Annotated in this window: 17 protein-coding genes; 6 read left to right on the top strand and 11 right to left on the bottom strand. The window is 66.6% G+C overall.

All coding sequences use genetic code 11. The features are described from left to right. Window positions 1-31: 31 nt before the first annotated feature. Entirely contained in the window at window positions 32-1,000 is a 969-nt protein-coding gene (locus tag AXYL_RS30310) for a Bug family tripartite tricarboxylate transporter substrate binding protein (RefSeq protein ID WP_013396706.1), read from the bottom strand. A gap of 128 nt (window positions 1,001-1,128) precedes the next feature. Beyond that, complete coding sequence (locus AXYL_RS30305; RefSeq protein ID WP_013396705.1) at window positions 1,129-1,848, bottom strand: YggS family pyridoxal phosphate-dependent enzyme; 720 nt, start codon at window positions 1,846-1,848, stop codon at window positions 1,129-1,131. Window positions 1,849-2,047: 199 nt separating this feature from the next. Here AXYL_RS30305 and AXYL_RS30300 point away from each other — a divergent pair, with 199 nt between their 5' ends. Then, window positions 2,048-3,289: a PLP-dependent aminotransferase family protein gene (locus AXYL_RS30300; protein WP_013396704.1), complete on the top strand. Its 1,242-nt coding sequence runs from the start codon at window positions 2,048-2,050 to the stop codon at window positions 3,287-3,289. Window positions 3,290-3,481: 192 nt separating this feature from the next. Next, the gene (locus tag AXYL_RS30295) at window positions 3,482-4,498 is read left to right on the top strand and encodes an amino acid ABC transporter substrate-binding protein (protein ID WP_013396703.1); all 1,017 of its coding nucleotides are present in this window, start codon (window positions 3,482-3,484) and stop codon (window positions 4,496-4,498) included. 57 nt (window positions 4,499-4,555) lie between these two features. Here AXYL_RS30295 and AXYL_RS30290 read toward each other — a convergent pair whose 3' ends face one another. The 3 genes from AXYL_RS30290 to dprA all read right to left on the bottom strand — a co-directional run bounded on the left by AXYL_RS30290 (window position 4,556) and on the right by dprA (window position 7,188). After that, on the bottom strand, window positions 4,556-5,029 hold the full coding sequence (locus tag AXYL_RS30290) for a membrane protein (protein ID WP_041656737.1): 474 nt from the start codon (window positions 5,027-5,029) through the stop codon (window positions 4,556-4,558). Window positions 5,030-5,037: 8 nt separating this feature from the next. Next, window positions 5,038-5,946, bottom strand: coding sequence for a hydroxymethylglutaryl-CoA lyase (locus tag AXYL_RS30285; protein ID WP_013396701.1), 909 nt, complete (start codon window positions 5,944-5,946; stop codon window positions 5,038-5,040). A gap of 129 nt (window positions 5,947-6,075) precedes the next feature. After that, on the bottom strand, window positions 6,076-7,188 hold the full coding sequence (gene dprA / locus AXYL_RS30280) for a DNA-processing protein DprA (RefSeq protein ID WP_013396700.1): 1,113 nt from the start codon (window positions 7,186-7,188) through the stop codon (window positions 6,076-6,078). A gap of 217 nt (window positions 7,189-7,405) precedes the next feature. On the opposite strand from dprA, the gene def reads away from it, so the two are divergent. Both def and fmt read left to right on the top strand, forming a co-directional pair. Next, complete coding sequence (gene def / locus AXYL_RS30275; RefSeq protein WP_013396699.1) at window positions 7,406-7,918, top strand: peptide deformylase; 513 nt, start codon at window positions 7,406-7,408, stop codon at window positions 7,916-7,918. A gap of 27 nt (window positions 7,919-7,945) precedes the next feature. Then, on the top strand, window positions 7,946-8,887 hold the full coding sequence (gene fmt, locus AXYL_RS30270) for a methionyl-tRNA formyltransferase (RefSeq protein ID WP_013396698.1): 942 nt from the start codon (window positions 7,946-7,948) through the stop codon (window positions 8,885-8,887). Window positions 8,888-8,921: 34 nt separating this feature from the next. On the opposite strand, the gene AXYL_RS30265 is transcribed toward fmt, so the two are convergent. From AXYL_RS30265 to AXYL_RS30250, 4 genes are read right to left on the bottom strand one after another with little or no spacing between them, the layout of a single operon-like run. After that, window positions 8,922-9,548, bottom strand: a complete 627-nt coding sequence (locus AXYL_RS30265) for a pyridoxamine 5'-phosphate oxidase family protein (RefSeq protein WP_013396697.1) — start codon at window positions 9,546-9,548, stop codon at window positions 8,922-8,924. Between the two features lie 17 nt (window positions 9,549-9,565). Further along, window positions 9,566-10,192, bottom strand: coding sequence for an HAD hydrolase-like protein (locus AXYL_RS30260; RefSeq protein ID WP_013396696.1), 627 nt, complete (start codon window positions 10,190-10,192; stop codon window positions 9,566-9,568). 50 nt (window positions 10,193-10,242) lie between these two features. Continuing rightward, window positions 10,243-10,809, bottom strand: coding sequence for a hypothetical protein (locus AXYL_RS30255; RefSeq protein WP_013396695.1), 567 nt, complete (start codon window positions 10,807-10,809; stop codon window positions 10,243-10,245). 37 nt (window positions 10,810-10,846) lie between these two features. Continuing rightward, the gene (locus AXYL_RS30250) at window positions 10,847-11,434 is read right to left on the bottom strand and encodes a TIGR00730 family Rossman fold protein (RefSeq protein ID WP_013396694.1); all 588 of its coding nucleotides are present in this window, start codon (window positions 11,432-11,434) and stop codon (window positions 10,847-10,849) included. A gap of 221 nt (window positions 11,435-11,655) precedes the next feature. Here AXYL_RS30250 and AXYL_RS30245 point away from each other — a divergent pair, with 221 nt between their 5' ends. After that, a complete protein-coding gene (locus tag AXYL_RS30245; protein WP_013396693.1) occupies window positions 11,656-12,216 on the top strand; it encodes a ferritin-like domain-containing protein in 561 nt (186 codons plus the stop codon). On the opposite strand, the gene AXYL_RS30240 is transcribed toward AXYL_RS30245, so the two are convergent. Next, window positions 12,213-12,614 carry a winged helix-turn-helix transcriptional regulator gene (locus AXYL_RS30240; RefSeq protein ID WP_013396692.1) on the bottom strand — a complete coding sequence of 134 codons (402 nt, stop codon included), beginning with the start codon at window positions 12,612-12,614 and terminating at the stop codon, window positions 12,213-12,215. The genes AXYL_RS30245 and AXYL_RS30240 overlap by 4 nt on opposite strands. Window positions 12,615-12,695: 81 nt before the next feature. Between AXYL_RS30240 and AXYL_RS30235 the strand changes: the two genes are divergently transcribed. Beyond that, the gene (locus tag AXYL_RS30235) at window positions 12,696-13,013 is read left to right on the top strand and encodes a DMT family transporter (protein ID WP_013396691.1); all 318 of its coding nucleotides are present in this window, start codon (window positions 12,696-12,698) and stop codon (window positions 13,011-13,013) included. 19 nt (window positions 13,014-13,032) lie between these two features. On the opposite strand, the gene rimO is transcribed toward AXYL_RS30235, so the two are convergent. Then, window positions 13,033-14,370: a 30S ribosomal protein S12 methylthiotransferase RimO gene (rimO, locus tag AXYL_RS30230; RefSeq protein ID WP_041656734.1), complete on the bottom strand. Its 1,338-nt coding sequence runs from the start codon at window positions 14,368-14,370 to the stop codon at window positions 13,033-13,035. Window positions 14,371-14,513 lie beyond the last annotated feature (143 nt).

The following is a 14,513-nucleotide window of genomic DNA, read 5'->3' as shown; positions in this document are numbered from 1 at the left end:
TTTTTTTACTTGTGGCAATGCGCCGGAGGGCTTACTCCAGCTTGATGCCGGCCTTCTTGATCACGTCAGCCCAGGCGGTGCGTTCCTGCTCGGCGTAGGCCTTGAACTCCTGCGAGGACAGCGGCATCGGGATCACGCCCATGTCCAGCATCTTCTGCGACACGGCGGGCGACTTCAGCGTGGCGTCCAGTTCGGCCGCCAGCTTCTTGACCACCGGCTCCGGCAGGCCGCCCGGGCCGACCAGGCCCTGCCAGGCATAGGCGGTGAAGTTGGGCACGCCTTGTTCGGCCATGGTGGGCGCGTCCGGCAGCGCGGCGACGCGTTCCGGGGTAGCCGCCGCCAGGACGCGCAGCTTGCCGGCCTTGACGTTGGGCAGGCCCGCGGCCAGGTCGATGAACATCACGTCCACCTGTCCGCCCAGCAGGTCCTGGATGGCGGGGGCGGCGCCCTTGTAGGGCACGTGCAGCAGGTTGGCGCCGGTGCGCTGCTTGAACAGTTCCAGCGCCAGGTGGTGCGGCGAGCCCGCGCCGGCGGAGGCCGCCGACAGTTTGCCCGGCTCTTTCTTGGCGGCCTGGATCACGTCGTCCACTGTCTTGAACGGCGAGTTGACGTTCACGGCCAGCAGCAGCGGGAACTTGGCGATGCCGCCGATGTAGGTGAACTTGGACGGGTCGTAGGACAGCTTGGCGTACAGCGACGGGTTGAAGGCCAGCGTGCCCGAGTCGGCGGTGCCGACCATGTAGCCGGTAGGTTCGGCTTGGGCCACGGCGGTGGCGCCAATGATGGTGGCGGCGCCGGGACGGTTTTCGACCACGATGGTCTGGCCCAGCGGCTTTTCCATGCCGCCCGCGACCGTGCGCGCCACCACGTCGGCGCCACCGCCCGCCGGGTAGGGCACGATCCAGCGGATCGGCTGGGCGGGCCAGGATTGGGCAGAGGCCGCGCCTGCGGCCAGGGACAGGGCGGCTAGCGCCAACAGGCGCTTCGCGTGCTTATGCATGGGGTGTCTCCAAGTGCGGAATTGAATATGGGCCGGCGCCGCGAGGGGTGCGGGGGCCTGTTATGCGCCGTTATTATGCCTTGCGTCCCCGGCAATAGGCGGATGTTTTGCGCCTTGTTTTCAGCGGCTTATTGCGGGTCCGGGTAGCTGCGGGCGCCGAAGATCGCCGAGCCGATGCGCACTTCGGTGGAGCCTTCCTCGATCGCCAGCTCGAAGTCTCCGCTCATGCCCATGGACAGCCGGTCCAGCGACACGCCGGGCGGGTTTTCCTGGCGCAGCCGGTCGCGCAGCTCGCGCAGGGCGCGGAAGCAGGCGCGCACTTCGGCGGCATCCGGCGAATTCACGGCCAGCGTCATCAGGCCCTGCACGCGCAGCGTCGGGAAGTCGGTGGCGATACGGCGCAGGAAGGCGGGCACGTCCGCGGGATCCATGCCGTACTTGCTCGGCTCGGACGAGGTCTTGACCTGCACCAGCACGTCCAGGGTCCGGCCTTCGTTGGCCAGGCGGCGATGCAGGGCTTCGGCCAGCTCCACCCGGTCCAGCGACTGGACCTCGGCCGCGTCGCGCGCGGCGTCGCGGGCCTTGTTGGTCTGCAGATGGCCGATCAGCACCCATTGCAGGCCCAGGCCGTCCAGCGCCGCGGCCTTCTGGCGGATTTCCTGCGTCTTGTTTTCGCCGTAGCGGGTCAGCCCCAGCGCCATGGCCTCGCGGATGGCATCCACGCCGAAGGTCTTGCTGACGGGCAGCAGCGTCACGCTGTCCGGGCTGCGGCCGGCGCGCGCGCAGGCGTCGGCGATGCGTTGCTGGATCTGGGCAAGGCGCCCGGCCATGGTGTCTACGGCGGTCATTCAGCTCTCTGGTAGGGACGGGATGTCCCATAGTGTAGGACTGCGCAGGATCGTTTCGCCACAGTGCCCGCGCGCGTCGTTGACCCTGTGTAATCGGCAGGCTTAGAATTTGAAGATATTTGTTTATATTTCAATGTTCTATGCCATCCGGCGCCGCCCCAGCGGGCGTCACGGTTTCCCACCTTTACTGTCTCCCGCCATGTCCACCGCAGCGCCTGAATACGCTTTCGCCACGCCTTTCCTGAATCCGCCCGCTTCCCCCATCCGATCGCTCATGCCGTATGCCATGCGTCCCGGCACCATTTCGCTGGCGGGCGGCTACCCCGCGCAGGAACTGTTCGACGTGGACGGCCTGTCGATCGCATCGACCCAGGTGCTGGCTCGCCTGGGCGCCTGCCTGCAGTATTCCAACATCGACGGCCAGGCCAGCCTGCGCCATGAACTGGCGCGTCTGTCGGCGGAGCGCGGCCTGATCTGCAACCCCGATACCGAGCTGGTCGTGACAGGCGGTTCGCAGCAGGCCCTGGCGCTACTGACCCGCGTCATGCTGCAGCCCGGCGACCACGCCATTATCGAATCGCCCGCGTTTCCGAATTCCGTGCAGGCGCTGCGTTACACCGGCGCAACGGTGCATACGGTGCAGTCGGGCCCCGAGGGCATCGACGTGGACGCGCTGGACGAACTGGCCGGCCGCATCAAACCCAAGATGGTCTGCGTGGTGGCATCGTTCTCGAATCCCTGCGGCGCGACCCTGACCCGCGAGCGCCGCCTGCGGCTGCTGGAACTGGCGGTCAAGCACCGCTTCCTGATCGTCGAGGACGACCCCTACAGCGAGCTGCGCTTTGCCGGCGAGGCGGTGCCGCCCATCGCCGCGCTGGCCGAAGGCGAAGCCCGCCACTGGGCCGTGTACCTGGCCAGCATGTCCAAGACCATGGCGCCCGCGCTGCGCATCGGCTGGCTGGTGGCGCCGCCCGAAGTCCGCCGCCGCTGCGTCAGCGCCAAGGCCGCCGACGACATGGCCTCGTCCGCCTGGATCCAGGAAGTCGTGGCCCAGTACCTGGCCAACGGCCGCTACGGCGAGCATGTGCCGCGCATCCGCGCGGCCTACGGCCTGCGCTGCGACGCCATGGCCGAGTCGCTGGCCCGCGAACTCAACGGCCGCGTCACTTTCAGCAAGCCCGAAGGCGGCATGTTCTTCTGGGCGCGCCTGACGGGCGACATCGATGCCACCCGCCTGTTGCCCTACGCCATCGAGCACGAGGTCGTCTATGTGCCGGGCAAGGCCTTCTACGCCGACGCGGCGCAGGCCGACCTGCACGCCATGCGCATGTCGTTCGCCACCATGAACGAAAGCCAGATCGCCCAGGGCATGGTGCGGCTGGGCCGCGCGCTGGACGCGTGCGAAGCCAACGAGCCGGTGTCGATCTCGCTGGCCGCCTGATGCCGGCTTGACGGCGCGCATCCGCCGCCGCCTTGCCTGTTGCTATGCTTTTTGCCTGTCCGCCCTGGCGCTTGCGCGCCGGGGCGCGCATACCTAAATAAGCGCTTGTTATTTGGTTCGAGCGCTTCATGTCTATAAGCTTCTTGCCTCGGCGCGTCCCCGCGCCCGCAAAGCAGAACAGGAAACGAGGTCATGAACATTGCAAAAGGGTTGATCGGCGCGGCGTTGCTGGCGGCAGCGGCGCAGGGTGCGCAAGCAGCCACGCTGGACGTGGTGCGCCAGCGCGGCGCCGTGGCTTGCGGCACGACCACGGGCTTCGCGGGATTTTCCGCGCCCGACGCGCAAGGCAAGTGGCAGGGGCTGGACGTGGACCTGTGCCGCGCCATCGCCGCCGCGGTCTTCGGCGACGCCAACAAGATCAAGGTGGTGCCGCTGAATTCGCAGCAGCGTTTCACCGCCCTGCAATCCGGCGAGGTGGACGTGCTGACACGCAACACCACCGTCACGCAGCAGCGCGATACCGCGCTGGGCATCATCCACGCCGGCATCAACTTCTACGACGGCCAGGGCTTCCTGGTGCCCAAGTCCCTGGGCGTGAAGAGCGCCAAGGAAATCAACGGCGCCACCATCTGCTTGCAGACCGGCACGTCCAACGAGAACACGCTGGCCGATTGGGCGCGCGCCAACAACGTAAGCTACAAGCCGGTCGTGATCGAGACCTTCAATGAAGTGGTCAACGCCTTTGCCGCGGGCCGTTGCGACGTCTTCAGCACCGACGCTTCGGGCCTGGCCTCGATCCGCATTTCCAAGCTGCAGAACCCCGACGACTACGTGGTGCTGCCCGAGATCATCTCCAAGGAACCGCTGGGCCCGTTCGTGCGCCAGGGCGATGATGCCTGGCTGAACATCGTGCGCTGGTCGCTGTCGGCCATGATCGAGGCCGAAGAGTACGGCGTGTCGTCCGCCAACGTGGACGAACAGGCCAAGAGCGCCAATCCCAACATCAAGCGCATCCTTGGCGTCACGCCCGGTGGCGGCGCCAACCTGGGGTTGGACGAGAAATGGGCCTACAACATCGTCAAGCAGGTGGGCAACTACGGCGAGAGCTTCGAGCGCAACGTGGGCCAGGGCAGCCCCTTGAAGATCAAGCGCGGCCTGAATGCGCAATGGACGCAAGGCGGGCTGATGTACGCGTTGCCGATCCGCTGACGAGAATGGATTTCGCGCGCCCGGCCATCGATTGCCAGCGCGCGGAACCCCCGGGCGCTAGCCGCGCCGGTACAGTTCGGCGATCTTTACGAACGCGGTGCGCAATTCCCGCGTGCCGCCTTGAAAGATCATCGGCCGGCCGCGGTGCGTGAACACCACCAGGCGCTTGGAGAACAGCATCGGCACGAAGCGCGCGTAGCGCACGTCTTCCCAGGCGACTTCGCGGCGCGTGAACCAGGTCTGGCGCAGGCCGCGTTCGTCGATGGTGGTGATGGACGTCTGCATGTGCCAGGACACGAACAGCAGTCCCAGGAAGCACAGCGCCACTACGGCGGCCAGCAAGGTGTCGAAGGGTTGCGAAGGCGCGCGGATGGCGGTGGTGACCACCTGCACGCCCAGTACCGCCAGGATGACCCAGGTCAGGATGCGGACCCAGTCGGGCCAGGCCTGGCCCGACAAGGGCAGCGGGCCGATGGCCCGCAGCAGCGCCGCGTGGTCCTCGGCGGGGGGCGTGCCGGCGGGAGTGTTCATGGAGTCCGTCATGCCGCCCGTTTGGCGGCGATGGCGTTGCCGGCGCGGCTGGAACCCTTGCGGTTCAGATGGCCCGACATCCACTGGCCGATATCGACCACGGCGTCGAAGTCCACGCCGGTATCGATGTCCAGGCCGCGCAGCATGTACAGCACGTCTTCGGTGGCGACGTTGCCGGTGGCGCCCTTGGCGTAGGGGCAGCCGCCCAGGCCGGCCACCGAGGTGTGGAAAATCGAGATACCGGTTTCCAGCGCCGCCAGGATATTGGCCAGCGCCTGCCCGTAGGTGTCGTGGAAGTGGCCGGAAATGCGCGCGGGATCGGCCACGCGCGTCACTGCCGTCATCACTTCGCGCACGCGCTTGGGCGTGCCCACGCCGATGGTGTCGGCCACGTCGATCTCGTCGACCTGCATCGCCAGGTAGCGCTGCGCCACGTCCACCACCGCTTCCACCGGTACTTCGCCCTGGTAGGGACAGCCCAGCGCGCAGCTGATGCTGCCGCGCACGCGGATGCCGGCGGCGCGCGCGGCTGCTACCACGGGTTCGAAGCGCGCGATCGATTCGGCGATGGAACAGTTGATGTTCTTTTGCGAGAAAGCCTCGCTGGCGGCGCCGAAGATCACGATCTCGTCGGCGCCGGCGGCCAGCGCACCCTCGAAGCCCTTCATGTTCGGCGTCAGCACGGAATAGATGGTGCCGGGGCGGCGCTCGATACGGGCCATGACTTCGGCGCCGTCGGCCATTTGCGGCACCCACTTGGGCGATACGAACGAGGCGGCTTCCACATTGGGGAAGCCTGCGGCGGCCAGGCGGTTGACCAGTTCCACCTTGATGTCGGTGGGCACGAATTCCTTTTCGTTCTGCAGGCCATCGCGGGGCGACACCTCGACGATCTTCACGCGGGAGGGCAAAGCCATGTCTATTCCTGTCTCGGGATGGGGTGAGCGGCGCGGCAAGGCGGCGGCGCTATCTGCACAATATTAGCGCCATAGGGCAGGCGCCGTTTTGCAGGCAAGGCGAAGGGCAACTGCCTTGGGGGAACGGCCCTATTTCAGCCGTTGATAGCGGCCGTCGTCCAGTCGGACGACGCGGCCTTGCAGCTCCAGTTCGAGCAGTTGCGCCTGCAGCTCGGCGGTGTCCATGCCGTTGCGGGCCAGGATCGCGTCCAGATGCAGCGGATCGTAGCCCAGCGCGTCGAGCACGGGGTGGTCAGGCAAGGTTTCCTCCGTGGCGGGCTGGGCGCGCGCGGCAGGCGTGGGACCGCCGCCCAGCTCATCGGTGATGTCCCTGGCGGTTTCCACCAGCTTGGCGCCCTGGCGGATCAGCGCATGGCAGCCGCGCGAAAGCGGCGAATGGATGGATCCGGGAATGGCGAAGACCTCGCGTCCGCCCTCGGCGGCCAGCCGGGCCGTGATCAGCGATCCGCTCTGGCGGGCGGCTTCCACCACCAGCACGCCGCGCGCCAGGCCCGCCACGATGCGGTTGCGCTTGGGGAAGTGCTGCGGCAGCGCGCCGGTACCCAGAGGCAGTTCCGACACCAGCGCGCCGTGCGCCGCGATGCGGTGCGCCAGGTCGCGATGCTTGGCAGGGTAGATGCGGTCTATGCCGGTGCCCATGACCGCCACCGTGCCGGCGCCCTCGGGGCCGGCGTCCAGCGCGCCTTCATGCGCCGCGCCGTCGATGCCCAGGGCCAGCCCGCTGACCACGCGCCAGCCATGTCCAGCCAGATGGCGCGCAAAGGCGCGGGCGTTCTCCTGGCCGCCGGGCGTGGCGTTGCGTGCACCTACCACTGCCAGCGACGGCCCCTGCAGGAATGCTGGATCGCCTGCCACATAGAGCAGGATGGGCGGATCGGCGATGGTGAGCAGGCTTTGCGGGTAAGTGGGATCGGCCAGCGTCAGGATATGCCGCCCGGGCGCGGCGACCCATTCCAGCGCGCTTTTAACCTGCGCCGCCATCTCTTGCGGCATGGGGGCGGCGAGCTGCCGGGCCAGCGCCTCGGGCAGATGGCGCGACAAGGCCGTGGCGCGCTGGGCGTAGATCTGTTCCGGCAGGCCGAGCGCGCCTAGCAGCGTGCAGGCGGTGGCGGAGCCGATGTTCGGCTCCAGGGACAGGCGCAGCCAGGCGGCCAGTTCGGAAGGGGATTGCGTGAGCGGCATGGGGCAGGCGCGTAAGGGCGTCGATGGGGCGAGAGTGTCGCATGCGGGGCGAGCGGGCGCGGGACCCGGGGGGACCGATTTGCGGCGCGGCGCGGGCAGGAACCCCCAGGGTATATGGCAATCCGGCCAATCCTGGAATTAGCCGAAAACTATTAGAAATCAAGAGTCTAATGAATTAAACTCTTATGTAAACCTGACTACTGGCAATTCCCCCGCAATGGCTTTACTTCCTATTCTTCGTTACCCCGACCCGCGCTTGCACAAAAAGGCCAAGCCGGTCGCCGAGGTCGACGACCGCATCCGCCAACTGGTGCGCGACATGGCTGAAACCATGTACGACGCGCCGGGCGTGGGCTTGGCCGCGACCCAGGTCGACGTGCACGAGCGCGTCGTCGTGATCGACGTGTCCGAGGACAGCAACCAGTTGCTGGTCCTGATCAATCCCGAGATCACGTGGCACAGCGACGACTACAAGATCTACGAAGAAGGTTGCCTGTCGGTGCCCGGCGTCTATGACGACGTCGAGCGCGCGTCCCGCATCCGCTGCAAGGCGCTGGACGTGGACGGCAAGCCCTTCGAGTTCGAGGCCGACGGCCTGCTGGCCGTGTGCGTACAGCACGAACTGGACCATCTGGAGGGCAAGGTGTTCGTGGAATACCTGTCCAGCCTGAAGCAGAACCGCATCAAGACCAGGCTGAAGAAGGCCGAGCGCGAAGCGCTGCGTGCTTGATTTTTTTCATTTCCCGGTCTTCTTCCCATGCGCCTAGTCTTTGCCGGCACGCCGGAATTCGCCCGTATCGCCTTTGACGCCTTGCGCGCCGCCGGCCACGAGATCCCTCTGGTCATGACCCAGCCCGACCGTCCGGCCGGGCGCGGGCTGAAGCTGACGCCCAGCCCCGTCAAGCAGGCGGCGCTGGAAGCCGGCATCGAAGTCGCCCAGCCGCGCAGCCTGCGCCTGGACGGCCGTTATCCCGAAGAGGCCAGCGAGGCGCAGGCCCTGCTGCAGCGCGTGGCGCCTGACGTGATGGTGGTGGCGGCCTATGGCCTGATCCTGCCGCAGTGGGTGCTGGATCTGCCGCGCCTGGGTTGCCTGAACATTCATGCCAGCCTGTTGCCGCGCTGGCGCGGCGCCGCGCCCATCCAGCGCGCCATCGAAGCCGGCGACGCCCAGACCGGCGTGACCATCATGCAGATGGACCAGGGCCTGGATACCGGCGACATGCTGCTGGAACGCGTGGTGCCGATCGGCGGCGATACCACCGCGGCCGAGCTGCACGATGCGCTGGCGCTGGCGGGCGGCGAGGCCATCGTTGAAGCGTTGGCCGCCCTGGCCCAGGGCGGCCTGACGCCGCGCAAGCAGCCCGAGGCCGGCGTGACCTATGCCGCCAAGCTCGACAAGGCCGAAGGCGCCCTCGACTGCACCCAGCCCGCCGGACTGCTGGCGCGCCGCGTGCGCGCCTTCAACCCCGTGCCGGGCGCCAGCATCCGCCTGCCCGGCCTGGCCGATCCGGTGAAGGTCTGGCGCGCGCAGGCGCTGGATGAGGCCACCACGGCCGCGCCCGGCAGCGTGCTGCGGGTCGACACCACAGGTATCGACATCGCCACTGGCAGCGGCGTGCTGCGCTTGCTGGAATTGCAGAAGGCGGGCGGCAAGCGCCAGCCCGTGGATGTGTTCGCGCGCGGCTGGCAGCCGGCCTGAACCTGCCGGGGCCAGGCGGCCCCGGGATTGCCCTTCAATACAAGGTGCTGGCTACGCGGGCCGGCAGTTCGCGGTCGTAGGTGACGCCGTCGAAGGTGCCTGCCGTCAGATCAGACAGGATGCAGCCCACGCTGGGCAGCGCGCTGCGCGGCACTTGCGTCGCCGGATCCCACAGCTTGGAGCGCAGCAAGGCCCGCGAGCACTGAAAGTACACGGTGTGCACGTCCACGATCAGCACCGAGCGCGGCAGCTTGCCATCCATCTCAAAGCGCGCCAACAGCGCAGGATCCACGCTGATGCGCGCAGCACCATTGACCCGCAGGGTCTCGCCCACGCCCGGCACCAGGAACAGCAGCGCGACCCGCGGGTCGGCCAGGATGTTGCGCAGGCTGTCGATGCGGTTGTTGCCGCGGCGATCCGGCAGCAGCAGCGTCTTGTCGTCCTCCACCACCACGAAGCCGGCGGGATCGCCGCGCGGCGAGGCGTCCAGCCCATCCGGGCCCGCGGTCGCCAGCACCGCGAACGGCGCGGCCTCGATGAAGGCGCGGTAGTGCGGATGCACATGATCCACTTCCTTCTTGAGGGAGGCTTCGCCGGACGCGCCATACAACGCCTGCAAGGCGTCTGCGTCGGTGACCAGATGGGCGGGATCGATGTGCATGGCTGGGGCTTCCAGGTTCAGGCCAGCGTGGCTGGCAGGTCGGCTACGGTCAGGAACAGCTCGTCGGGGCCGCGCTCGCGCAACGCCTCGACATGGTTATAGCCCCAGGCGACGGAGCCGATGCGCACGCCGGCCTTGCGGGCGGCGTCGATGTCGCGCATTTCGTCGCCCACCAGCAGGAAGCGCTCGGGGGCGGTGCCGTGCTGCTTGAGCAGGCGGTCGATCTTGGCGGACTTGCCGAACAGGTCGGTGCCGCATTCGTAGTCGTCGAACAGCGCGGCGGTTTCCGCGCCCAGCACGCGTTGCACGTTCTCGATGGAGTTCGAGCTGACCACCGCCAGGCGCAGCCCGCCCGCCTTCAGGCGCGCCAGCGCGTCGGGAATGCCGTCGAACAGGTGCACGCTGGGATCGATCTCCTGCATCAGCGTACGCACGTGCGCCATGATGGCGGGCAGCTTCCACAGCGGGATGCCGAGGAACTTGAGGATGTCGGCGGCATCGCGGTGCCGCAGCTGTTCGCGTTCGGACGCGTCGATCTTGCGGAAGCCGTACTTGTCGGCCACCGTGTTCAGGATGGAATTGAACCAGGGCATGGTGTCCGCCAGGGTTCCATCGAAATCAAAAGCGGCAATGTCGTATTTCAAAGCGTGAATCTCTAGAGCCTGTTGATACGGGAAGCAGTCTAGCGCCGGCCCTAGCTGCCGTTCGGATGCAGCAGATAGTGCACGACGGGAGCCAGGCCTTCGAGCGGCGGCGCGGCGGCCACCACGCGGGCGGCGCTGGTCCAGGGATAGTCCAGCCCCAGCAGCCAGCCGAAAACCGCTTCGGTGTCATGCGCGGGCAAGGTCACCATGGTTTCGATGGTGATGACCAGGCCGGTCGCGCGATACGGCTCGGGCTGGAACTCCCACTCATACCGGCCACAGCCCACGCGGACGTTGCCGCTGGCCTTTTCCGTCATGCCCACGATCCAGTCGCATTGGTAAGCGGGCAGGCGCGCGCCGGCCTCGGGCCGCGCCAGGTAGTACGTGTAGACGTTGTCGTAGGTCTGGCCGAACTTGCGCACCAGGGTGTCGGTGATCGCGGCCAGCCCATGCGACTCGGGCGGAAAGGCGATGGCTTGCGTGCGCAATGCCATCTTCAGCACCGCGTCCGGGGCGAACGCGCGCGCCATGTAGTGCGGGCGGTTCTCGTCCTTGGCGTGAAAGTAGTCGCGCAGTACGGACTCGGTGCTGGCGGGAGTCAACGCATGGGTGGGCATTGCGGGCCTTCCGTGGTGGTCGGGTTGATGGATGGCGTCAGGCCTTGATCTGTTCGAACCACTTCGAGACATTGGGCGGTTCGTACATGGCGTAGCGGTCCAGCAGCAGGGCAGGGTCCTCTTCCACCACCAGCATGTCGCGATGCTGGGGGCGGATGAATTCTTCCTCGACCGCATGGTTCACGAACTGGACCAGCGCGTCGTAGTAGCCGGCGATGTTCAGCAGGCCGCAGGGCTTGTTGTGCATGTTCAGTTGCGCCCAGGTCCAGACCTCGAAGAACTCTTCCAGCGTGCCGGCGCCGCCCGGCAGCGCGATAAAGCCGTCGGCCTTTTCCATCATCATGGCCTTGCGCTCGTGCATGGTCTGCACCATGTGAAGCTCGGTCAGGCCGCGGTGCGCCTGCTCTTTCTTCATCAGCAGTTCGGGAATCACGCCGATCACGCGGCCGCCGGCGGCCAGCACCTCATTGGCCACCACGCCCATGATGCCCACGACCGAACCGCCGTAGACCAGTCCCAGATCGCGCTGCACCAGTTCACGGGCCAGCACGCGGGCCTGTTCGATGTAATCCGGCCGGGCGCCCGGGTTCGAGCCGCAGTACACGCAAATGTTCTTCAGAGTCATAGATCTTTGGGTGAAGCCTATCCCGTTACAGATTGCGTCACGGGTTTTCGGGAAGCCCATAGTTTACGCAAGGTTCGAAAACCATTTCGGACGCCCCGATTTCGGGGGCAGGGGCAATGTTTGGACACAGCATGTTCCGCCACGATCGGTAGACTGGGTTGTTCGGAGAGACTGGAAGCCCAGTGTCGCAGTGCTTTCACTTAACCAAGAGGAGCCACGATATGGAACAAGCAACCCGTACCCAAACACAGGCCGGCCGCCCGTTCGAGATGGACGTCAAGGCGATACGCGCGAAGGCGCGCAAGGACATCGAGTCCGGCGCGGTGACCGACACCTATCGCGCCGACCGGCAGACCGTGCTGAAGCTGCTGAACGAGGCGCTGGCCACCGAGATCGTCTGTGTGCTGCGCTATAAGCGCCATTACTTCATGGCGCGCGGGCTCAACGCCGAGCCCGTGGCCGCGGAATTCGCCGAACACGCCACGCAGGAACAGGAGCACGCGGACCGGCTGTCGGAACGCATCGTGCAATTGGGCGGCGAGCCCAACCTGTCGCCCAAGGGCCTGCTCGAGCGCAGCCATTCCGAGTACGTGGAAGGCGCCTCGCTGGAGGACATGATCAAGGAAAACCTGATCGCCGAACGCATTGCCATCGACAGCTATCGCCAGATGATCGACTACATCGGCGAGCAGGACTCCACCACGCGCCGCATGCTGGAAGAGATACTGGCCGTGGAAGAAGAGCACGCCGACGACATGTCGGACTTCCTGGCGCGCAACTAGCGCGCTTGCGGCAAGGAGGCGGCGCGCGCGTCGTGCAGGTGCGCCGCCGCGTCCAGCGCCGCATGATGCTGCTCGGCCCAGCGGTCCAGCGCGACCAGCGCCACATTCAAGGACCGGCCCAGTTCGCTCAGGCGGTAGCTCACATGCGGCGGCACGGTGCCCAGATCCTCGCGCAGCACCAGGCCGTGGCGTTCCAGTTCCCTGAGCGTCTGCGTCATGACCTTCTGCGAAATCCCGTCCAGCCTGCGCAGCAGCTCGTTGTTGCGCAAGGGGCCGTGCTCGAGCGCCGGCAGGATCAGCGGCACCCATTTGCCGGCAATCAGCTCCAGGGCACGGCGCGAGGGGCACGCGGCGTCGAATACGTCGCCAGCAGGCGAGAGTGCGGCAAGCTTTTTCATGGTTACCAAAAGGTGCGTACTTGTCCTTAGGTAACTATAGCCCTTACGCTGGCGATTCCCTAGCCCTGGCAGGAGGCCGAGATGGCCTGGTTGATTCTGGTCGCCGCGAGCGCGGTGGAAATCGTGATGGCGCTGGCCTTGAAATATGCCGACGGCTGGACCCGTTTCTGGCCGAGCGTGATCGGCATTGCCGCCGCGCTCGGCAGCGTGTTCTTGCTGACGCTGGCCATGAAGCAGCTGCCCGCCGGCACGGCCTATGCCATCTGGACCGGCATAGGCTCCGTGGGCATTACCGTGCTGGGCATCATGCTGTTCGGGGATTCGCCATCCGCCGCGCGCCTGCTGTGCATCGCGCTGATCGTGGGCGGGGTGGCGGGGCTCAAGCTGCTGGAAGCCTGAGCCGCGCGCGAGACCGGATTCAGATCGCGTCGGCCCAGAGGTCGTATTCGTCGGAATCGGTGACGCGGACGCGCACCAGATCGCCCGCCTTCAGCGGCTTGTCCGAACTGACGTAGACGCAGCCGTCGATCTCGGGCGCGTCGGCGCTGCTGCGGCCCACGGCGCCGTCTTCGTCCACTTCGTCGATCAGTACGTCGATCTCGCGGCCCACCTTCTTCGCCAGGCGAGCGGTCGAGATCGATTGCTGCAGCTCCATGAAGCGTTCCCAGCGTTCCTGCTTGACATCGTCCGGCACCGGATTGTCCAGCAGGTTCGCGGGCGCGCCTTCCACCGGCGAATACTGGAAACAGCCGACGCGGTCCAACTGCGCTTCCTGCATCCAGTCCAGCAGGTACTGGAAGTCTTCCTCGGTTTCGCCGGGGAAGCCGACGATGAAGGTCGAGCGTATCGTCAGGTCCGGGCAGATCTCGCGCCAGCGCTTGATGCGGGCCAGGGTCTTGTCCTCGAAGGCCGGGCGCTTCATGGCCTTCAGGATGCGCGGGCTGGCATGCTGGAACGGAATGTCCAGGTAGGGCAGGATCTTGCCTTCGGCCATCAGCGGGATCACCTCGTCCACGTGCGGATACGGATACACGTAGTGCAGGCGCGTCCACACGCCCATCTCGGACAAGGCCATACAGAGCTCGGTCATGCGGGTCTTTACCGGACGGCCGTTCCAGAAGCCGCTGCGGTACTTCACGTCCACGCCATAGGCGCTGGTGTCTTGCGAAATCACCAGCAGTTCCTTCACGCCGGCCTTGACCAGGCGCTCGGCTTCGCTCAGCACGTCGCCCACCGGCCGGCTGACCAGATTGCCGCGCATCGACGGGATGATGCAGAAGCTGCAGCGGTGATTACAGCCTTCCGAGATCTTCAGGTAGGCGTAGTGGCGCGGCGTGAGCTTGATGCCTTGCGGCGGCACCAGATCCAGGTAGGGGTTGTGATCTTTCTTGGGCGGGGCGGCCTCGTGAACCGCGCGCACCACCTCTTCATACTGCTGCGGGCCGGTCACGGCCAGCACGCTGGGGTGCACGTCGCGGATCACCGATTCCTCGACGCCCATGCAGCCGGTCACGATGACCTTGCCGTTCTCGGCCAGCGCTTCGCCGATGGCCTCCAGCGATTCCGCCTTGGCGCTGTCGATGAAGCCACAGGTGTTGACGACGACCACGTCCGCATCGTCATACTCGGGCGTGACTTCGTACCCTTCGGTGCGCAGTTGGGTCAGGATGCGTTCGGAGTCGACCAGGGCTTTGGGACAGCCCAGGGAAACGAAGCCCACGCGCGGGGTTCGGCCTTCGGCGTTGACGGCGGCGATGGTGTTGGCCAGGGTGGCGGCGGCGGACGCGTTCGCGTCAGCGCTGTCGGTCTTGCCAGGGCCCTTGCCAGGCCGGGAGGTTTCGAGGATTTCCAATCTAGTTCACCAAAAAATCGCGCGGCGAGCGTGTCGCGCGGCGGATG

This window comes from Achromobacter xylosoxidans A8, assembly GCF_000165835.1.
Lineage (GTDB): Bacteria > Pseudomonadota > Gammaproteobacteria > Burkholderiales > Burkholderiaceae_B > Achromobacter > Achromobacter xylosoxidans_B.
The sequence above is the reverse complement of the archived record's forward strand: the minus strand, read 5'-3'. Positions and strand labels throughout refer to the sequence as shown.

Excerpts from the sequence above, each read along its gene's own strand:
- AXYL_RS30245 (WP_013396693.1), top strand. The coding sequence starts at position 11,656 with ATGGAACAAGCAACCCGTACCCAAACACAGGCCGGCCGCCCGTTCGAG.
- AXYL_RS30235 (WP_013396691.1), top strand. The coding sequence starts at position 12,696 with ATGGCCTGGTTGATTCTGGTCGCCGCGAGCGCGGTGGAAATCGTGATG.
- AXYL_RS30305 (WP_013396705.1), bottom strand. The coding sequence starts at position 1,848 with ATGACCGCCGTAGACACCATGGCCGGGCGCCTTGCCCAGATCCAGCAA.
- AXYL_RS30285 (WP_013396701.1), bottom strand. The coding sequence starts at position 5,946 with ATGGCTTTGCCCTCCCGCGTGAAGATCGTCGAGGTGTCGCCCCGCGAT.
- AXYL_RS30250 (WP_013396694.1), bottom strand. The coding sequence starts at position 11,434 with ATGACTCTGAAGAACATTTGCGTGTACTGCGGCTCGAACCCGGGCGCC.
- AXYL_RS30255 (WP_013396695.1), bottom strand. The coding sequence starts at position 10,809 with ATGCCCACCCATGCGTTGACTCCCGCCAGCACCGAGTCCGTACTGCGC.
- dprA (WP_013396700.1), bottom strand. The coding sequence starts at position 7,188 with ATGCCGCTCACGCAATCCCCTTCCGAACTGGCCGCCTGGCTGCGCCTG.
- AXYL_RS30290 (WP_041656737.1), bottom strand. The coding sequence starts at position 5,029 with ATGAACACTCCCGCCGGCACGCCCCCCGCCGAGGACCACGCGGCGCTG.
- fmt (WP_013396698.1), top strand. The coding sequence starts at position 7,946 with ATGCGCCTAGTCTTTGCCGGCACGCCGGAATTCGCCCGTATCGCCTTT.
- AXYL_RS30310 (WP_013396706.1), bottom strand. The coding sequence starts at position 1,000 with ATGCATAAGCACGCGAAGCGCCTGTTGGCGCTAGCCGCCCTGTCCCTG.
- AXYL_RS30295 (WP_013396703.1), top strand. The coding sequence starts at position 3,482 with ATGAACATTGCAAAAGGGTTGATCGGCGCGGCGTTGCTGGCGGCAGCG.
- AXYL_RS30265 (WP_013396697.1), bottom strand. The coding sequence starts at position 9,548 with ATGCACATCGATCCCGCCCATCTGGTCACCGACGCAGACGCCTTGCAG.
- AXYL_RS30300 (WP_013396704.1), top strand. The coding sequence starts at position 2,048 with ATGTCCACCGCAGCGCCTGAATACGCTTTCGCCACGCCTTTCCTGAAT.
- def (WP_013396699.1), top strand. The coding sequence starts at position 7,406 with ATGGCTTTACTTCCTATTCTTCGTTACCCCGACCCGCGCTTGCACAAA.
- AXYL_RS30240 (WP_013396692.1), bottom strand. The coding sequence starts at position 12,614 with ATGAAAAAGCTTGCCGCACTCTCGCCTGCTGGCGACGTATTCGACGCC.